This is a genomic window from Nocardia spumae (assembly GCF_020733635.1).
Lineage (GTDB): Bacteria > Actinomycetota > Actinomycetes > Mycobacteriales > Mycobacteriaceae > Nocardia > Nocardia spumae.
The window spans coordinates 5,733,922-5,752,195 of sequence record NZ_JAJFZL010000001.1; the positions used below are offsets into that span (position 1 = coordinate 5,733,922).

17 protein-coding genes are annotated in these 18,274 nt (G+C 66.8%); 7 read left to right on the plus strand and 10 right to left on the minus strand.

Annotation, left to right across the window (positions count from 1 at the left end; all coding sequences use genetic code 11):
• Positions 1 to 116: 116 nt before the first annotated feature.
• Positions 117 to 1,322 (plus strand): DUF475 domain-containing protein, encoded by a 1,206-nt coding sequence (locus tag LKD76_RS25435; RefSeq protein ID WP_227985395.1) that lies wholly within the window; start codon positions 117 to 119, stop codon positions 1,320 to 1,322.
• A gap of 52 nt (positions 1,323 to 1,374) precedes the next feature.
• Positions 1,375 to 2,010 carry a lipoyl(octanoyl) transferase LipB gene (gene lipB / locus LKD76_RS25440; protein WP_227983941.1) on the plus strand — a complete coding sequence of 212 codons (636 nt, stop codon included), beginning with the start codon at positions 1,375 to 1,377 and terminating at the stop codon, positions 2,008 to 2,010.
• Here lipB and LKD76_RS25445 read toward each other — a convergent pair.
• From LKD76_RS25445 to LKD76_RS25455, 3 genes are read right to left on the minus strand one after another with little or no spacing between them, the layout of a single operon-like run.
• The gene (locus LKD76_RS25445) at positions 1,968 to 2,966 is read right to left on the minus strand and encodes a Rossmann-fold NAD(P)-binding domain-containing protein (protein WP_227983942.1); all 999 of its coding nucleotides are present in this window, start codon (positions 2,964 to 2,966) and stop codon (positions 1,968 to 1,970) included. The genes lipB and LKD76_RS25445 overlap by 43 nt on opposite strands.
• Complete coding sequence (locus LKD76_RS25450) at positions 2,963 to 4,369, minus strand: pyridoxal phosphate-dependent aminotransferase (RefSeq protein ID WP_227983943.1); 1,407 nt, start codon at positions 4,367 to 4,369, stop codon at positions 2,963 to 2,965. The genes LKD76_RS25445 and LKD76_RS25450 overlap by 4 nt, the downstream gene beginning before the upstream one ends.
• A complete protein-coding gene (locus tag LKD76_RS25455) occupies positions 4,366 to 5,418 on the minus strand; it encodes a helix-turn-helix domain-containing protein (protein WP_227983944.1) in 1,053 nt (350 codons plus the stop codon). The genes LKD76_RS25450 and LKD76_RS25455 overlap by 4 nt, the downstream gene beginning before the upstream one ends.
• A 31-nt stretch (positions 5,419 to 5,449) precedes the next feature.
• Between LKD76_RS25455 and LKD76_RS25460 the strand changes: the two genes are divergently transcribed.
• Together LKD76_RS25460 and LKD76_RS25465 are read left to right on the plus strand one after the other, a co-directional pair.
• A complete protein-coding gene (locus LKD76_RS25460) occupies positions 5,450 to 5,689 on the plus strand; it encodes a hypothetical protein (protein ID WP_227983945.1) in 240 nt (79 codons plus the stop codon).
• Between the two features lie 115 nt (positions 5,690 to 5,804).
• A complete protein-coding gene (locus LKD76_RS25465; protein WP_227983946.1) occupies positions 5,805 to 6,191 on the plus strand; it encodes a hypothetical protein in 387 nt (128 codons plus the stop codon).
• Here LKD76_RS25465 and LKD76_RS25470 read toward each other — a convergent pair.
• The 4 genes from LKD76_RS25470 to LKD76_RS25485 all read right to left on the minus strand — a co-directional run bounded on the left by LKD76_RS25470 (position 6,164) and on the right by LKD76_RS25485 (position 11,629).
• Entirely contained in the window at positions 6,164 to 8,749 is a 2,586-nt protein-coding gene (locus LKD76_RS25470; protein ID WP_227983947.1) for an MFS transporter, read from the minus strand. The two genes, LKD76_RS25465 and LKD76_RS25470, sit on opposite strands and share 28 nt — an antisense overlap.
• Positions 8,750 to 8,761: 12 nt before the next feature.
• Positions 8,762 to 9,181: a MarR family winged helix-turn-helix transcriptional regulator gene (locus tag LKD76_RS25475; protein ID WP_227983948.1), complete on the minus strand. Its 420-nt coding sequence runs from the start codon at positions 9,179 to 9,181 to the stop codon at positions 8,762 to 8,764.
• A 100-nt stretch (positions 9,182 to 9,281) separates the two neighbouring features.
• Positions 9,282 to 10,121, minus strand: a complete 840-nt coding sequence (locus LKD76_RS25480) for a DUF72 domain-containing protein (RefSeq protein WP_227983949.1) — start codon at positions 10,119 to 10,121, stop codon at positions 9,282 to 9,284.
• Positions 10,118 to 11,629: a hypothetical protein gene (locus LKD76_RS25485; protein WP_227983950.1), complete on the minus strand. Its 1,512-nt coding sequence runs from the start codon at positions 11,627 to 11,629 to the stop codon at positions 10,118 to 10,120. The genes LKD76_RS25480 and LKD76_RS25485 overlap by 4 nt, the downstream gene beginning before the upstream one ends.
• 221 nt (positions 11,630 to 11,850) lie before the next feature.
• On the opposite strand from LKD76_RS25485, the gene LKD76_RS25490 reads away from it, so the two are divergent.
• Complete coding sequence (locus tag LKD76_RS25490; protein ID WP_227983951.1) at positions 11,851 to 13,017, plus strand: thiolase family protein; 1,167 nt, start codon at positions 11,851 to 11,853, stop codon at positions 13,015 to 13,017.
• A gap of 58 nt (positions 13,018 to 13,075) precedes the next feature.
• Complete coding sequence (locus LKD76_RS25495; RefSeq protein WP_227983952.1) at positions 13,076 to 13,405, plus strand: cupin domain-containing protein; 330 nt, start codon at positions 13,076 to 13,078, stop codon at positions 13,403 to 13,405.
• Between the two features lie 72 nt (positions 13,406 to 13,477).
• Here the strand turns inward: LKD76_RS25495 and LKD76_RS25500 are convergent, their stop codons facing one another.
• The 3 genes from LKD76_RS25500 to LKD76_RS25510 form a co-directional block, all read right to left on the minus strand.
• Positions 13,478 to 13,678, minus strand: coding sequence for a hypothetical protein (locus tag LKD76_RS25500; RefSeq protein ID WP_227983953.1), 201 nt, complete (start codon positions 13,676 to 13,678; stop codon positions 13,478 to 13,480).
• A 153-nt stretch (positions 13,679 to 13,831) separates the two neighbouring features.
• Entirely contained in the window at positions 13,832 to 15,697 is a 1,866-nt protein-coding gene (gene fadD32 / locus LKD76_RS25505) for a long-chain-fatty-acid--AMP ligase FadD32 (protein WP_308188739.1), read from the minus strand.
• A 102-nt stretch (positions 15,698 to 15,799) separates the two neighbouring features.
• Entirely contained in the window at positions 15,800 to 17,044 is a 1,245-nt protein-coding gene (locus LKD76_RS25510; RefSeq protein ID WP_227983955.1) for a KasA/KasB family beta-ketoacyl-ACP synthase, read from the minus strand.
• A 213-nt stretch (positions 17,045 to 17,257) separates the two neighbouring features.
• On the opposite strand from LKD76_RS25510, the gene LKD76_RS25515 reads away from it, so the two are divergent.
• Complete coding sequence (locus tag LKD76_RS25515) at positions 17,258 to 18,256, plus strand: acyl-ACP desaturase (RefSeq protein ID WP_227983956.1); 999 nt, start codon at positions 17,258 to 17,260, stop codon at positions 18,254 to 18,256.
• The last annotated feature ends 18 nt before the right edge of the window (positions 18,257 to 18,274 follow it).

An 18,274-nucleotide genomic window follows, 5' to 3' on the forward strand; every position in this document is an offset into this window, starting at 1 on the left:
ATTGTCGTCGAGCCGCTTCAACTGTCACAATCGAAGTCAGGGTTGCGAGCACTCTGATTGCTGTGACCCGCGGAGTCGTAACCCCCGCGGGTGTCGGATTGACGAAAGGCATCGGCATGTTCGTGCGAGTTTTCGCCCTGTCGTTCATCGTCGCCGCGGCGTCACTGGTTGTCGCGCTGTTGTACGGAGGACCCGAGGCCGTGGTGCTGGTCGCAGCCCTCGGAATCCTCGAAGTGTCGCTGTCGTTCGACAACGCGGTCGTGAACGCCAGTGTCCTGCAACGGATGAGCGCGTTCTGGCAGCGCATCTTCCTCACGCTGGGCATGGTCATCGCGGTTTTCGGTATGCGCCTGGTGTTTCCGCTGCTGGTGGTCGGCATCGGCGCGCACCTGGATCCGCTCAACGCGCTGGAACTGGCGATGAATCCGCCACCGGGCGGTGCGGCGTTCTTCGCGGACGGCCGCCCCAGCTACGAAACCCTGCTCAACGACGCCAATCCCAAGATCGCGACCTTCGGCGGGATGTTCCTGCTGCTGTTGTTCCTCAACTACATCAGCGCCCCGCGTTCGATCACCTGGCTCAGCTGGCTGGAACGGCCACTGGCCCGGATCGGCCGCTTCTCCATGTTCACCGTGGTCATCGCGCTCATCGCGCTGGTCCTGACCGCCGGCTTCCTGGCACCGAACAACAAGGCCGATGTGGTGATGGTCTCCGGTGCGCTCGGTATGGCGACCTACTTCCTGGTCGACGGGCTGGGTGCGCATTTCGACAACGAGAATCAGCACGACGGACCCTCACGGGCGGCTCTGCTCACCGGCAGGGCCGCCTTCTTCGGCTTCATCTACCTCGAGGTGCTGGACGCGTCCTTCTCCTTCGACGGTGTCATCGGGGCGTTCGCCATCAGCGCGGATCCGATCATCATCGCCCTGGGCCTGGGTCTGATCGGCGCCATGTTCGTGCGATCGATCACCGTCTACCTGGTCCGGCGCGGCACGCTGTCGGAGTACATCTATCTCGAACACGGCGCACACTGGGCCATCGGCGCGCTGGCGGCGATCCTGCTCATCTCCACCGGCTATCACCTCGACGAGATGGTCACCGGGCTCCTGGGCGTCGGGATCATCGCCGCGGCCTACATCAGCAGCATCGTCCACAACAAGCGCCATCCGGCCACCCCGGAGGCCGTCGAGGCCGAGGCGGAAAAACTGGCGCTGGGCGAGCAGGTCGACCTGCCCGCCTTCGACGGTGAATTCGACCTGGATCGGATGACCCTGCGCGCCGAGCCGCTGCGGCGGGACAAGCTCAATACCGAGGCCCGCTGAACCGGGACCCGCTGCCACCGGGAAGCGCGCGGCGACGTCGTATTCTCGGATCATGAGGGCGCGGCCGCTGACATTGATCCAGGACGAACTCGTCGACTACGACAAGGCCATGGAACGCATGGTCGAACTGGTCGAACAGCGACAGCGCGACGAGCGGGGCGACACCCTGTGGCTGCTCAGCCATCCGCAGGTCTACACGATCGGCCGGCGGACACCGGACGATCACCTCCCCGCACCGGAGCACGGGATCCCGGTCGTGGAGACCACCCGCGGTGGCCAGCTCACCTATCACGGTCCCGGCCAGCTGGTCGGATATCTCATCGTCAAACTCGATGCGGGCGAGGGCGTCGTGGATTACATCCGCGAGGTCGAGCATCGGCTGGTCGCCGCCCTCGACCGGCTCGGGATCAGCGCGCAGCGCCGCGACACGCCGTCCGGATCGGAACTGCTCACCGGGGTCTGGACGACGGCGACCGGCCGCAAGATCGTCTCCATCGGCATGCGGGCCAGCCGCGGTGTCACCAGCCACGGTTTCGCGCTCAATGTCGACGGCGATCTCGAGCCCTGGCAGTGGGCGGTGGCCTGCGGCCTGCCCGATGTCGATATGACCTCCGTACAGCGCGAACAGCCCGGGGCGGGAATGGATCAGGTGCGGCCGATCGTGGCCGAGTCCTTCGAGGCCCGCTGATCCCCGCCCGCCGCCAGCCGCAGTATCGATGCGGCTACCGCCGCGCTGTAGGCCCGGCTGGCCGCGGCGGGGCGGCGCGCCGGATAGTTCGATCGGTGCGTCACCACGACCCCGTTGCGCAGTACCACCGTCGTGTCGGCGACGGTCGCCGAGCAGTTGCCACCGGCCTTCGCGGTCAGGTCCACCACCACCGCCCCCGCGCCGAGCACATCCAGCGCGACCCGATCGACCAGCAGCGGAGCGGGCTGGCCGCGCCGTACCGCGGCACAAAAGATCAGATCGGGCGTGTCGGCACGGATGCGCTGCAGCACCTGTTCCGCACCGATTTCCGCCGAGTGGTGGAAAATATTGGGGCCCTGGGCATCCGCCGCGTCGCGTAACTCCGCTCGGCGAGCGAGGACCACCGGGGGTTCGGCGCCGCACGCGTCCGCCGCCGCGATCGCCGCGAGTCCGGCCTGACCACAGCCGAGGATCAGGGAGCGGATCGGGCGGCGTACCGATCGCGGCACCAGTCGCCGGCCCGCCGAATAGGCCACGCTGCCCGCGATCCGGCTCATCGCCGACAGCGCGTCGCGTTCACCGGTCTCGTGGGAAAACAGTTCGAAGGCAATGGATTCCACCCCCAGCGCGCGCAATTCGGCGATCCGCGCCGCACGACGCAGCGGGTCCTGGAAACCGATCAGGGTCAGATTCGGCCGCCGGGTCATGCGGCGCAGATCGTGCGTGGTGGGCTTCACCCAGGCCAGCACATCGCAGGCGGCGACCACCGCGGCGGGGCCCGGTGCGAGGGTGGCGCCGGCCAGTCGATAGGCATGGTCACCGAATCCGGCCGCCCGCCCGGCACCGGCCTCCACCACGACCACCATGCCCGCCGCGATCAGGCGCGCCGCCCCGTCGGGGGTCAGGGCGACCCGCCGCTCGCGGGCGGCGGTCTCCCGCAGTACGCCGACGATCACGATACGAACTCCGCGATACCGCGCCGGCGCAGGATCTCGTGGTAAGTGCGCCCGCCGCGGATCTCGCCGATGAGTCCGGCGAGCCGGTCGAACAATTCGTCGATCAACTCCCGCGACTCGGTACCCGGCCCGCGACGCGGGGCCAGCACATTCAGGCGTACCCCGAGGCGCGCCGAACCCGTCCGCCCGAGCGCGACACTGTCCACGCCCGCACCGACGAGCAGCAGATCCTCCAATTCGGCACTGGTCCGGACTCCGGCGGCGGACAGCAGGCCGGGATCGGCGACCACCGACAGGAACATGCTCGCGCCGGACCCCAAGGGCCGCAATATATTCCCACCGAACTCGGCATCGAGCGCGGCGATCCGCTCCAGCGCGGTGTCGAACTGCTCGCGCACGAGTTTGCGATTGTGCTCGAAATAGGCCTCGGGCGTGTGCTCCAGCACCGCCCGTACCAGATGGGTGCTCTCGCGCTGGAAGGCGATCGTGAGCCGCGCGCGGACGCGGGCCAGCCACTCGCTATCGCCCGAGCACGCGGCGCCGAGCTTACAGGGACCGAATGCGTTGTAGCCCTTCGAATTACCGGTGACGGTCACCATCCGGTCGTAGAGCCTGACCGGGCCACCGGCGGTCGGCACCTCGAAGGCGGCGAGCGGAATATGTCCCGGGACGAGACGATCGAAGGCCATATCGCACACCACCGGCACCCGGGCCGCCACCAGAATGCGGGCCAGTTCGGCCGATTCGGCGAGCGAGTAGGACGATACGACGGGATTGCCGGGCAGGGTGAGCAGCACCGCGCAAACGGCATCGCCATGCCGATCGAGCGCACGGGTCAGCGCATCCGGGTCGATCCGGAACTCGTCGCCGGGCGTCGCTTCCGGAACGACCACTCGCACATCGAATTTCGCGACATGTGTGGCGAAGTTCTTGTAGAACCCCTCCGGGCAGACGATCACCCCACCGGGCCGCACCACCGTGGCGATGACCTCCTCGAGCAACAGCATGCTCGAATAGGGGCACACCACGACCTCGTCCGGACGCACCCGGACGCCGCGCACCGACTCGGCGGGCCCGGCCAGCCGATCGAACAGTTTCGCCGCCGCCAGCTCGCGCAGTTCCAGGGGCTGCCGTTTGTCGTAGTCCGGAAGCTCGTGTCGGCGGGAACGATCGGAGGTCAGATCGTCCCAGGCCCGGCGCAGCGCGCGGGCGGCGGCCGGGTCGATATCGAATCCGGTCTCGCCGTGATAGGCATCCAGCACACCGCGGTATCGCCGCCCGGTACCACCGATGTACGGCATCGTCTCCGACAGGCGGCAACGCAGCTCCTTCTTGCGCTGCTCGGACCGCAGTATTACCGCGGCGGCATCGACCCGCCCGTCGTGCCCCGGTCCGGTCGTCACTGCCGCCCGGTTTCCAGCGGAGGCTGACCGGGCGTCGGAATCTCGTTCCACGCGCGAATGAGCGCGGCGCGGAACAGATCCCGGCCCTCGCCCTCGCCCAGTCGATCGAATCGGGCCAGCCGGGGTTCCGCGATCAGATCGTTGACCACGATCGCCGACCCGATACGCCGCAGATCGTAGAGGCGTTCGAAGCGCCGTACCGCGAAGGCGACATCGTGTTTGAGCACCGAGAACCGGGTCGCCACCCGGGTCTGGCGGGAGTAGTCGTATTCACCGACACAGACATAGCGGTCGTCGACGACCAGCATGCTCTGCGCGTTGCGGGCATGCTCGCGTTTGACCAGCACACTCTCCACCCCCGAGCGCGCCTGCCACCACAGCTTGTCGTCGTAGGGCCAGACATCCTCGATACTGTCCAGGACATACATGCGCCGCACCGCGATACTCGGTTCGTGCCCCGCGTCGGCGAGCCGGACGATCGCCGCGTGGTAGTCGTCGCCGACGTCGCCACCGATGGTGCCGAGATCTGCGGTATGGATGGCGCGCACCGATTCCTGGGCTTGCTCGAGGATGGTCAGCCAGTCGTTGACCGTATTCCACTCCCACACCGTGGCACTGCGTGACGGGATCTGCGCCAGCAGCTCCTCGGCACGTTCGAGCTGGCGGGCGGCGATCAGCCGCAGCGGTTCGACCTCCTCACGGGCTCCGCGGGCATCGAAGATGCTCTGCGCCACGGTCAGCACCCGATCCACGACCTCGGGGTCCTTACCGAGCAGCACGTTGAAACGCATCCGCAGGTCGTAGTGGCCACCGGCCGGATCGGCGGTACCGGCGGCGGCGCCCATCGGAAGCTCCTGCCCCAGCGCCGAACTCAACCGCTCGCGCAGTGGCAGCGGCGGCACCCGGGTGCCGTTCTCGATCTGCTGGATGAGACTGCGCGAACAGTCCGCCTGCTTGGCCAGCGCTGCCTGGGTGAGGCCGGACTCGGTGCGGAGCCGGCGCACCAGCTCACCGATCCGCTCACCACCGTCGGAATCGGGATGTGTCACGGTGCGGAATTTTAATCATAGGTGGCGCGGCGTGGCATCAGCTAAACATCAATTTTTGGTTACTGTGCTCAACGCCGTCACCCCGCACTTCGACGGTAGCTTTTGCATGCCCGGCATGCCGCCCGGGGTGCCGCCGAAAGCCCTGATCCGTTCCGAGAAGCCAACTTTCGACACCGGAACCCCGCCCTCGATAATCATCGTTGATATTTGCTGGGCCATTCGGATTCTGAATAAGCAATTGCGCATCAGAGGTGTCGCAAATAGTCAGTAGTGCTTAGTTGACAGCCTTCGAAAGCCGTCCTTAGCATTTAGCTATAGCCTTCGGCTCTCCGTTCTCGGAGCGGCAACGCATGCCGCAGCAGCCGGATGGTTGGAAGGGGAACACCATGACGCTTCACCTCACCGACTGGGAAATCACCAGCGATACCTCCCCCGAATCTGCCCTCCGGCTGCCCGACGCCTCCGGGCACTGGATGCTGACCTGGCTGCCCGGGGAGCTGCTGACACGCGAACAGGCGCTGAGCGGCATGGTTGTCGACGAGATTCTGTCCGACCCCGCCCTCGTCGATGATCTGGCGGCCCTGGACCTGGCCGGCTTGCACGCCGCCGAACTCGGCATCGACGTGGAGGACGCCATCATCCGGCTCAGCGTCCGGCTCCTCGAGCGCAGTGCGGAGCAGGACCGCCCGCAAGGGTCACCCGCACATCACGGTGCGGTCTCACTGCGGCGGCCCCGAGCCGCCGATCACGACCTCTCGGGCACCCCGTCGTAATCGGCGGCGACGCGGTAACCCGCCCCTCCGTAGCCCAGGCGCACATCGTGCGCGGCCCCGCCGTCGGCCACCAGCACTCGATCGCTCACAGGCGGGTAGCCGCGGGTGACGAGGGTGTAGTCCCCCTCCGGCAGGTCGGTGATGTGGTAGCGGCCGTCGTCCGCGCTGAGCGCCGACGCGATCACCGACCCCGCCGAATCCAGCACCGCCACTTGGGCATTCGCGACAGGCACACCGGCGGCGCGAACATACCCCGACACCGCCGACATCCGCGCCAGCTCGATGTCGTGGCGCAGCACCCCGGTCTGCGGCACGGACAGCGTGATGGCATGCGGGCGACGATGACCGTTGACTGCCACCAGCGTGTAGGTGCCTGCGACCACCCCGTGGCAGGCGTAGTAGCCGTCGGCGCCGGTCACCGCCGCGCCGACGACTTCGCCGCGCTGATCGGTGAGGGTGATCGTCACACCGGCCAGCGGTTCGTCACGTCCGGCGGTGACCACCCCGGACAACTCCCCGGCGCCCTGCAGGGTCAGATCCAGCGGCTGCGGCCGGCCCCCGATCGCCACATTGACCGCGGCGGGCTGATGACCGTTCGCCGAGACGATCAGCACGTAGTTCCCCGTATCCGGCGCCGCGATACCGTAACCGCCGCCGTCGTCCGTGGTCGCCCGCGAAACCTGATGTCCGCGTTGGTCGATCAGTGTCAGGACCGCATCGGATACCGGGTTGCCGTCCTCGCGGTGGATCCGGCCGGACAGCAGGTGGGCCTCCGCACCGGACAAGCCGTGGGCGGATGCGGTGACCGTCGCCGCGGTCGCGAATTCCGGTGCGGCACGACGCGTGTGCGCCCCGGCCGGCACCGATTCGGGTTCGACGTGCTCGCGATCCCGGTCCGCGTCGGCCGCGGCCGCCTCGGACCGCCCCGCGACGGCCGCGCTCCGCGCCGGGTCCGGCGCCGCGGGTTGGGGCTGTGGCGGCGTCGAATCGTCCTGCAGTGGAATCTCCTTCATGAACAGCAGCACCAGGCAGGCCAGCAGCGCCACACCCGACGCCGCGTAGAACACGCCGTGCAGCGAATCGGTGAAGCCGATCAGGATCGGATCCCGGACCTGGTCCGGCAACGTCGCGAGACCGCTGGTGTTCGACTGCAGCCGGTCGAGTTCGCTCGTGTCGAATCCGGCGGGCAGCACACCGCCGAAGGCATCGACGATCTTGTGCGGCAGCAGATTGAACAGAATCGTCAAGAAGACCGCGACCCCCAGCGTGCCGCCCATCTGCCGGAAGAAGGTCGCCGACGCCGTCGACACACCCATATCCGACCGCGGACCCGCGTTCTGCGCCGCGATGATCAACGTCTGCATACAGCCACCGAGGCCGAATCCGATGACCGCGCTGTACACCAGGGGCTGCCACAGCGGGCTGTCGTAGTGCACCTGGGCGTAGAGTGCCGCGCCGGCAGCGATCACGAAGGTGCCGACGACAGGCAGGATCTTGTAGCGTCCGGTGAGTTTGGTGATCTGCCCGGCGATCAGCGAGCCGATCATGATGCCCAGCACCAGCGGCAGCATCAGCAAGCCCGCCTTCGTCGGCGAATACCCGCGCACCACCTGCAGATACAGCGGCACCATACTGATCGCGCCGAACATCGCGATACCCACGATGAAACCGCCCAGGATGGTGATGGAGAACGTCGAGTTCCGGAACAGCCGCAACGGGATCAGCGCGGCGTCCTTCATCAGGAATTCCACGATGACGAACAGCACGAGACCGGCGGCGCCGATCCCGTAGCAGATCAGCGAGCGCTGCGACTCCCAGCCCCAGCTGCGGCCCTGTTCGGCCACGATCAGCAACGGCACCACACAGATCGCCAGCGCGACCGCGCCGAACCAGTCCACGCGATGGCGCTGCCGTTCGTGCGGAACGTTGAGCACCTTCGCCACGACCGCGAGCGCCAGCACCCCGATCGGCACGTTCACCAGGAACACCCAGCGCCAGCCGTCGATACCCCACAGCGTGTCGTAATCGGAGAAGAAGCCGCCGAGCACCGGGCCGGCCACCGTGGCGGTGCCGAACACCATCATGAAGTAACCCTGATAGCGCACTCGCTCCCGAGCGGGCACGATATCGCCGATGATGGTGAACGCCAGCGACATCAGGCCACCGGCACCCAGCCCCTGGAACGCCCGGAACCCCGCCAACTCATACATCGACGTCGCGAACGTACACGCCGCCGACCCCACCACGAAAATACCGATCGCCAACAAATAAAACGGCTTACGACCATAAATATCGGCCAACTTGCCGTACAACGGCGTCGAAATCGTCGCCGTAATCAAATACGCCGTCGTCGCCCACGCCTGCTGATCGAAACCATGCAAACTATTAGCGATCCGAACAATCGCCACACTCACAATATTCTGATCCAGCGCCGCCAAGAACATCCCCAGCAACAAACCGGACAGAATGGTCAGAACCTGGCGATGCGACAGAGTCGTGCCCGGCGCGGCGCCCGGGTCCGGCTGCACTGCCGGCTCCCGGGTGGTCGAAGTGGTCATATTTTTCAAGCCTTAATTCGGTTCGGCCGTCGATGGTGGGGTTGATTCGATACCGCAGTTGAGCCGGTCGAGCAGAGCGATCAGGGCGGACCGGTCCGTGGCGGGCCGATCGGCCATCACCTCGGCGATCCAGCGGTTGCGCTGCCGGCGATTCTCGGAGAACACCCGAATGCCCTCATCGGTCGCCACCAGGACGCAGGCCCGGCCGTCGATCGGATCGGCCCGGCGTTCCACCAGGCCGTGCGCTACGAGAGATCTGGTCTGCCGACTGACAGTGGAGATTTCGGCATGCGACTGCTCCGCCAACCTACCGGTGCGCTGTGGCCCGTGGTGCACCAGGCAGAACAACATGGCGTAGGCGAGTTTCTCCAGTTCGTCCGGGCCGGACTCGGACAGCCGGGTTTCGGCGCGGTCGAGGCCGGCAGCGGTCACAGGGTGTCCCCATCTTCCCAGATCTGCAGACTTGCTCAGCGCGGACAATTAGTTGCCAGCGACAACTATACAGACGCCGTTCTGCCGTGGTTCATTTCGCTCAGAACAAGGTCATCGGCTCTATCGGCGCTGGTTCCGGCAGGGCCGGCAATTGCGGGCAGGCCGATCGCACATCGTCGTAGAACCGCCGCGCGAGCTGTAGCGATCCGGCATTGTCGGGGGTGTGCACGAATACCGTCGGCGAGCGCCCCTCACATAACCAGTCGACGACGATCTCCCGCCAGGGCCGCCAGCCCGCCACCGTCGCCTCGACATCGTCGCGGCCGTGGTACCGCACGATCGGGTGGTCGGTCAGTGCCCGCAACCGCCGCGGCAGGCGCGGCTTCTTCGACGCCGCCTCGAACTCCCCCGGACTGCCCGGCGGCGCGGCGAACAGGGTCGTGGTGTCGAACGGAATCCATTCGGTGCCGGTGCGTTCCAGCACGTACTCCAGCCGGTCGGCGCTGTCCGGGTCGGCGAAGAAGGCCGGATGGCGCACCTCGACCGCGTACCGGTACCGGCGGGGCAACCGGTGCAGCAGTCCGGCCAGTACGCCGAGATCACCCGGGCCGAACGACGGCGGCAGTTGCACCCACAACGCGTGGACGCGCGGTCCGAGCGGTTCGATCGCCGCCAGGAATTCCGCCAATTCGGTGTCGCCACCGCGCATCCGATGTTCGTGGGTCACGGTCTTGGGCAGTTTGGGCACGAAGCGGAAGTCCTCGGGCGTCTGCTCCGCCCAGGACCGCACGGTCGCCGGAGCGGGTGTGGCATAGAAGGTGGTGTTGCCCTCCACCGCCGTGCAGTACCGGGCGTACCCGGCGAGGCGGCGCCGCGCGTCCGGCTGCTGTGCGCGCCAGGCATCGTGGGTCCACTGCGCGCAGCCGACGGCCAGCTTCACGATTGCGACGTGCGGAAGAACAGGATTTGATCACCGTAATCGGCCAGCGCCCGGGCCTGTCCGGCCTGGCGGATTCCGCTGGCGGGCAGATTGGTCAGCTTCGCGAACATCCCGGAATTGCCGAAGGCGGAACGCACCTGCGTCTCCGAGGCGTAGTCAGCGCCGTAATCGGCGAGAACAGCGAAATCCAGTGGCGCCAAGGGAGTTTCCAGCGGCGCCTGGCCGGCGGGACGACCCAGCGCCGCGTACTGCTTGGCGACACCGTCGGCGTACCAGCACAATTCGTACGTCAGATTCTCGATGGTATTCACCGCGATCACCGGCCACTGCCGCGAAAGCCGCAGTGCCAGTGGATTTCTCCCGGTAGGCGCGAGCTCCCAGAACAGACTCATCACCGACACCCAGCTACCGCCGGCGCGCTGGATCAGCACCACGTCGTCGCCGAGGCTCTGTTCGGCGTTCAGCACGGGATCGGGTATATGCCAATGGCTTTCGCCGACACCGGCGAAGGCGGAGCTGTCGACCGGGTGGGCGCCGTCGGCGGCATAGACCTCGATGACCGCCGCGCGCACCCGGGTCAGCGCGTCCGCCGACGCACACCGCACACTCAGCGCTCCGTACGAGGTCGCTATCTCCATCGGCTTCGAGGGCGGGTCGGCCAGCGCGCCGGCGGCCAGCGGTTTCAACCCGACCAGGCCCAGTTTCCAGTTGATCTCCTCGATCGTGGTCAGGTCACCGGAGGTCTGGTACAGGATCTGCTGCTGGGTCAGATATCCGGCCCGCTCGAGGGTCGCGCATTCCAATTTCACCAGCGCCGCATGGGTCTTGCTGGTGAACTCGAGTTCGTCGATGGAGGTTTCGCGCAGGCGGGTGGTCATCGCCGGCGTGGTCCAGGCCGAGTACCGCTCCCGGTACATCGCCAGCGCCTGCTTACGGGATCGGCCGATCATGAGCGTGCGCAGCAACATATTGAGGCTCGCCAGATAGCGGCCCGTCTGATCCGGATTGGCCGCGAACAATCCGGCGCGAATACGTACCGCCTCGGCACTGGCGGCTACCGCCGATTCCGGATCCAGCCGGCACAGCCACACTCCACATTTGGACAGTCCGTCCGCGCAGACTCCCGCGGCCATCGGATAGCGCTGCGCCACCTGGTGGTACGCGTCGCAGGCCTGACGAATGGTGGCGGTGGCGAGTTCGCGATGCCCGATGGTGCGCGCCGCCTGTTCGAACAACCGCAGCGCTTCGGTCACCTGCCCGGCGAATTGGGCGGTCACATGCCCCTCGGTCAGCCAGTGCAGCCGGATCAGCGCCGCCTCCTGGGCGGGCTCGAGGGCCGCGGGCGCCCGATCGCGATCGTCACCGGCGCTCTTGGTGTCCAGGCAGGCCTTGGCCAACTCGCACAGCGAGGTCGCCAGGCGCAGTTCGGACTCCGCCGATCGCTCCTGGGCGGCAGCCCGTCTGTGGTCGGCCACCTGCTGTTCGATCGTGCTCAGCGCACTTGCCATCACAACTCCCGCATCGCCTTCCACACACGGTCGTCGACCGGCCGCATCGTGCCGTGCCGAGTCTGCCACATCCGCGTAGCGCACAGCATGCCGACGAGGGGGGTGATACCGGCCCCGACCCGGTCAGAAGCCGCTCGCCATGCGACCCACTGTCGGAAACCAAGCGAATCGGTGTTAACTTAAAGGAGAACCTCGAGTAACTTTGATCGATCGGAGTGGCTATGACCACGGCAGTCGTCGTCGACGTCGTCCGGACCCCGTCCGGTAAGGGAAAAACCGGCGGCGGCCTGTCGCAGGTACATCCGGCCACCCTGCTGGCCGGCGTCCTCTCGGACCTCGTCGCACGGAACGATCTCGACCCCGCACTGGTCGACGATGTGATCGCCGGCTGCGTCACACAAAGTGGAGAACAGGCGTTCAACATCGCGCGTACGGCGGTGCTCGCCGCCGGATTCCCGGAATCGGTTCCCGCCACCACCGTCGACCGCCAGTGCGGCTCGAGCCAGCAGGCCGCCCACTTCGCCGCCCAGGGCGTCGTCGCGGGCGCGTACGACATCGCGATCGCCTGCGGCGTGGAATCCATGTCGCGGGTGCCGATGTTCTCCAACGGCCAGGGCGCCGACGCCAATCGCGGACCGATCGCCCATCGCTACCCCGAAGGCCTTGTCCAGCAGGGTATTTCCGCCGAGGTCATCGCGGCCCGCTGGAAGTTCGACCGCGCCACCCTCGACGAGTTCGCGGCCCGCTCGCACCGGCTCGCCGCCGAGACCGCCGCCGCGGGCGGTTTCGCTCGCGAACTCGTCGCCGCCGGAACGCTGGAAGCCGACGAGACCATCCGGCCCACCACGACCGTCGAGGGCCTGGCGGGACTGCGGCCGGCATTCGCCGACGACGAGTATCTGGCGCGGTTCCCCGAGATCGAGTGGTCGATCACCCCGGGCAATTCCTCCCCGCTGACCGACGGCGCCTCGGCCGCGCTGATCATGAGCGAGGAGAAGGCCGCCGCCCTCGGCCTGCGCCCGCGCGCCCGCTTCCACTCCTTCGCCGTGACCGGTGACGATCCGCTGCTCATGCTGACCGCGGTGGTGCCCGCGACCCGAAAGGCGCTGGCCCGCGGCGGTTTGTCGATCGACGATATCGACGCCTACGAGGTGAACGAGGCCTTCGCGCCGGTCCCGCTGGTCTGGGCGCACGAACTCGGCGCCGATCCGGCCAAACTCAATCCGCGCGGCGGCGCCATCGCACTGGGCCATCCGCTCGGCGCCTCCGGGGTGCGCATCCTCGCCACGCTGGTCAATCATCTGGAGCAGACCGAGGGCCGGTACGGGCTGATGACCATGTGCGAGGCGGGCGGTCTCGCCAATGCCACGGTGATCGAACGACTCTGAGCCACGCCGGGCGGACTTTCATGGAATAAGGTCAGCCGCATCGGCGGTTGCAGCGGTTATGGCGATCACCGAATCTCCCGGCTACGAGTGGATGAACGTGGCGCAGGCCCCGGTACGAGAGCTGTTCCCCGGCATCCGGCTACGGCCGCTGTGGAACGGCGCGAACGGGGCCAAAGCCTTTGTGCTGGAGATGGATCCGGGCAGCTCGTGGACGGGTATCGATGTCCACGAACCCGGTCCCGAAGAGGTCTATGTCGTCTCCGGCACCTTCAACGACGGCTTCCGGGACTATCCGGCGGGCTCGTTCATCCACGCACCCGCGGGATCGTCCCATGTGCCGCAGTCCGAGGCCGGCTGCACACTGTTCCTCTTCTATCCCGAGGGCTGATCCGGCGGTTGCCGGAAAGGTTGCTGCGGCGGTTGCCGATCGGCGTCCCCGAATAGCGCCGACCGGCAACCGTCATCCGCGGCGCCGGCAACTGTCGGGCACGATATGCCCGGCGGTCACCAGCGCGTCGAACGCCGCCTGCTTGATACCGCAGCAGTCGGTCGTGCAATCGGTGTGCAGCTGCATTACCTGGTGCGCACGGTCCACCGTCAGTGGCCGAGTCGGCGCCGAATGTGCCATCACCACAATGAGTTCAGCGACAGACAACTCCATGACATGCCCCATATCCGGTTCTACATGTTGATGTAGCTAAACAGTAACTCGGCGAACGGCCCACGCCGAGGGACAAGTACCGGACAACCGTGTGCCCAGAGGACATCCACGCGGGCACAAGAGCATTGCCTCACCTAAGCCCGGGAACTCGACTCACTGATCGTCGAGCGCGTCCGGGAATGACTGCTGCCGATGACCACCGCGCAATGTGCCCGCCACATAGGCGGCTTTACATGCGCGCCGGGCGATCTTGCCACTCGAGGTTCGCGGTATCGATCCCGCCGGCACCAGTAGCAGATCACGCACCGTCACCCCGTGGCGTGCGGAAATCGCCGCGCGCACCGTCTCGACCACCGGACCGGAATCGAGTTTGGCTGCGCCACTGCCACGTTCGGCGACGATCACCAGATGTTCGGAATCGGATCCGGATGCCGCGTCCGGGGGTAACTCGTGGCCGCGCACCGAGAAGGCCGCCACGAAACCCGGCCGCAATGCCGTCGAGGATTCCTGGGCCGACATCTCCAGATCCTGCGGATAGTGGTTGCGGCCGTCGACAATCACCAGATCCTTGACCCGTCCGGTGATGTACAGCTCACCGTCGTGGTACACGCCGTAATCGCCGGTGCTCATCCAATATGCCTGTGCCGCGGTACCTTCGGCGTGACTACCGGTCGGCCGACGCGAGGCGAGGCGATTGTGGAAGGTCTGCTCGGTCTCGTCGGGCCGGTCCCAGTAGCCGATTCCCATGTTCTCCCCGTGCAACCAGATCTCGCCGACGTGCCCGTCGGGAAGCTCGGCCCCACCCTCGTCGACGATGACCGCCCACTGCGACCGCGCCACATATCCGCACGACACCTGTGCCACGGCGTTTTCCGCGTACTGATCCACCTCGACCAGTTGCCCGGCGTTGAGCCGGGCGCGATCGGCGTAGACGACCCGTGCGGGATCCTCACGCCGGGTCGCCGAGACGAACAGCGTGGCCTCGGCCATCCCGTAGCACGGTTTGATCGCGGTCTTCGGCAGTCCGTAGGGCGTGAACGCCTCGTTGAACTTCGCCATCGACGCCACCGAGACCGGTTCACTGCCGTTGATCAGACCGATGACATTCGACAGGTCCAGGCTCTCCCCCGGCTTCGGGCGGCCCCGCACCGCCGCGTGCTCGAACGCGAAATTCGGTGCGGCGGCATAGGTTCCGGCGCCGTCGGAGGCGGCTGCCAACTCCCTGATCCAGCGCGCGGGCCGGCGGACGAAAGCACTGGGCGACATGATGGTGATGAACTTCCCGCCGATGGCCGGCAGGATCACACACAGCAGACCCATATCGTGGAACAGCGGCAACCAGGTGACGCCGCGGGCGTTCTCGTCGATGCCCAGGGCGTCGATCATCTGCAGCAGATTGGTGCCGACCGACCGGTGCGTGATCTCCACACCGGCCGGAGTGCGGGTGGACCCGGACGTGTACTGCAGATACGCGACACTATCGATATCGATATCCGGTTCGATCCAGTTCGCGCCGATACTGTCCGGAATCGCGTCGACGGCGATGATGCGCGGTCGCTGCGCGGCCGGCATGGCGCGAAAGAATTCCCGCACCCCCGCCGCCGCGGAGGTGGCCGTGAGAATCGCGGTGGGCCGGCAGTCACCGAGCACGGCGTGCAGGCGGTCGGTGTGGCCGGGCTCGTCCGGATCGAACAGCGGCACCGCGATATTGCCCGCGTAGACCGCCGCGAACAGCGCCACCACGTAGTCCAGGCCCTGCGGCGCCAGCACCGCGACCCGGTCACGTGGCGAGGTGACCTGCTGTAGCCGCGCCGCCACCGCTCGCAATCGCGCACCGAACTGGCGCCAGGTGAGCTCGTGATATTCACCCTCGCGTTCGCGCGAATAGTCGATGTAGCGGTAGGCCAGTTCGTCCCCGTTCGCCGCACTGTGTTTGTCGACGAAGTCGATCAGCGTCGCGCCGCCCAGGATCTTGATATTGCCCTGCTCGTCCAGATAGTCATCGAAGGTCTCGCCGATCATTCCCTATCCTTTTTCTCGCACGCACAGATGTCGTGCGATGACACCGAATACCCGATCGACGCCCGAGCCCGCCGGGTCGGCGGGCTGGGGCGGTGGAGCTCAGTACCGTCCGAAACTCAGCGATACGTTGTGGCCGCCGAAGCCGAAGGAGTTGTTGACCGCATAGTCGATCCGGCCTTGGCGCGCCTGACCCTTGACGATGTCGAGATCGACCTCCGGGTCCTGATTCTCCAGATTCAAGGTCGGCGGCACGACGCTGTCGCGAATGGACAGCACCGTGAGAACCGACTCGAGCGCCCCGACCGCGCCGATGGAATGCCCGAGCGCCGATTTCGGGGCGTAGACCGAGGCGTGGCCACCGACCGCGGCGGCGATCGCGCGTGCCTCGGCCGTATCGCCGATCGGCGTCGCGGTGGCATGGGCATTCACATGCATCACATCGGTTTTCGACAGGCCCGCGGTCTGCAGTGCGCGGGTGATCGCCCGCGCGGCGCCCTTGCCTTCGGGATCGGGCGCCACCAGGTGGAAACCGTCGGAAGTGACGCCGGCACCGAGCAGACGGGCATGGACGGTCGCACCGCGCGCCCGGGCGTGTTCCTCGGATTCGAGCACCATCATCGCCCCGGCCTCACCGAAGACGAATCCGTCCCGATCGGTGTCGAACGGCCGCGAGGCCCGCTTCGGCTCGTCGTTGCGGGTGCTCATGGCGCGCATCATGGTGAACGCCGCGATCGGCACGGCCTGGATGGATCCCTCCACCCCGCCGGTGACGACCACATCGGCATCACCCATCACGATCATCTTCCAGGCGTTCGCGATGGCCTCGGATCCGGACGAACACGCCGAGACCGGCGTGGCGATACCGGCTTTGGCACCCAATTCCGTACCCACCACCGCGGCCGCGCCGTTGGGCATGATCATCTGCACCGCCAGCGGGCTGACCCGGCGATAACCGCCGTTGGCCATCTTGTCCCTGACGTCGATGAGCGCTTCCGCGCCACCGAGCCCGGTACCGACCGATACGCCCAGCCGCTCCCGGTCGACCTCAGGCGTGCCCGCGTTGCGCCACACCTCGCGGCCCAGCATCAGCGCCATCTGCTCGACATAGGACAGCCGCCGGGTCTCCTCCCGGCTCAGGACGCTGCTGGGCGCGACCTTGAGATGTCCGCCGATACGCACCGGCAGTTCGAACTGGTCGATGAATCCGTCGTCGAGTACATCGATTCCGCTCTCACCGTTCAACAGGCCTTTCCAGGTGGAGTCGACGTCACCGGCGATCGACGTCGTAGCGGCCAGGCTGGTGACGACGACGTCGCGGTAACGCGTACGGCTGGAAACCGTCATTCTCGGCTCACTTTCGACAGGCAACACTGCGGAACAGGGGCAACACTGCGGCGAATACAAGCTGAAGCGACAACGGTGGCGATGGAGCGGCTACATTAGCGAGGCGAACCCGACCGGCTGCCCTGCGCCACCCGGCAGCCCGGTCGTGACTGCACTGTACCGGTTTCTTCCCGAGCGTCGCACCGCGATCCACAACGAGGAAGGGCACCACCGTTGGTCAGGAATCTCACCCAGCTCGAGTTGCTGCTGGAACTCGAGCCCGTCGCCGAGCGCAACGTCCACCGGCATCTGTCGATGGCCAAGACGTGGCATCCGCACGACTATGTGCCCTGGGACCAGGGCAGCAACTTCGCCGCACTGGGCGGAAAGGATTGGGACCCCGCGCAGTCGCGGCTCAGCGAGGTGGCCCGCGCGGCCATGATCACCAATCTTCTCACCGAGGACAATCTGCCCTCCTACCACCGCGAAATCGCCGAGAATTTCTCCCGCGACGGGGCCTGGGGCACCTGGGTCGGCCGCTGGACCGCCGAGGAGAACCGGCACGGCATCGTCATGCGCGACTACCTGGTGGTCACCCGCGGCGTCGACCCGGTCGCGCTCGAACAGGCCCGGATGGCCCACATGACCCAGGGCTACAACGCGATGAAACTCGTTCGGGAGAGCGAGAAGGCCGATCTGTCCGACATCGCCGACACCGGATTCCTGCATTCGGTCGCCTACGTGACCTTCCAAGAGCTGGCGACCCGGGTCTCACACCGCAATACCGGCAAGATCTGCGACGATCCCGTCGCCGATCGCATGCTGGCGCGCATCTCGGCCGACGAGAACCTGCACATGATCTTCTACCGCAATATGTGCGACGCGGCATTGGATCTCGCACCGGATCAGGCGATCGCGGCCATCACCGATATCGTCTGCAATTTCCAGATGCCCGGCGCCGGAATGCCGGATTGGCGGCGCAACGGCGTACTGATGGCCAAACACGGTGTCTACGATCTGCGTCAGCACCTCGAGGAGGTGGTGATGCCCGTGTTGCGCAAGTGGAATGTGTTCGATCGCAACGATTTCACCGCACGTGGTGATGGCGCACGCAACACCCTCGGGGAATTCCTGGAGAAGCTGCGAACCGACTGCGCGCGTTTCGAAGAGCAGCGCGACCGGGCGCTGGCGCGGGAGGCCCGCAAACGCGATCTGGTGAGCTCCCCGTCGTGAGGGCCCGCGGCGCGGCGG

What these genes read in the sequence shown, in the direction of transcription:
- LKD76_RS25435 (WP_227985395.1), top strand. Translation starts at nt 117, where the DNA reads ATGTTCGTGCGAGTTTTCGCCCTGTCGTTCATCGTCGCCGCGGCGTCA.
- lipB (WP_227983941.1), top strand. Translation starts at nt 1,375, where the DNA reads ATGAGGGCGCGGCCGCTGACATTGATCCAGGACGAACTCGTCGACTAC.
- LKD76_RS25465 (WP_227983946.1), top strand. Translation starts at nt 5,805, where the DNA reads ATGACGCTTCACCTCACCGACTGGGAAATCACCAGCGATACCTCCCCC.
- LKD76_RS25470 (WP_227983947.1), bottom strand. Translation starts at nt 8,749, where the DNA reads ATGACCACTTCGACCACCCGGGAGCCGGCAGTGCAGCCGGACCCGGGC.
- LKD76_RS25485 (WP_227983950.1), bottom strand. Translation starts at nt 11,629, where the DNA reads ATGGCAAGTGCGCTGAGCACGATCGAACAGCAGGTGGCCGACCACAGA.
- LKD76_RS25490 (WP_227983951.1), top strand. Translation starts at nt 11,851, where the DNA reads ATGACCACGGCAGTCGTCGTCGACGTCGTCCGGACCCCGTCCGGTAAG.
- LKD76_RS25495 (WP_227983952.1), top strand. Translation starts at nt 13,076, where the DNA reads ATGGCGATCACCGAATCTCCCGGCTACGAGTGGATGAACGTGGCGCAG.
- LKD76_RS25500 (WP_227983953.1), bottom strand. Translation starts at nt 13,678, where the DNA reads ATGGAGTTGTCTGTCGCTGAACTCATTGTGGTGATGGCACATTCGGCG.
- LKD76_RS25510 (WP_227983955.1), bottom strand. Translation starts at nt 17,044, where the DNA reads ATGACGGTTTCCAGCCGTACGCGTTACCGCGACGTCGTCGTCACCAGC.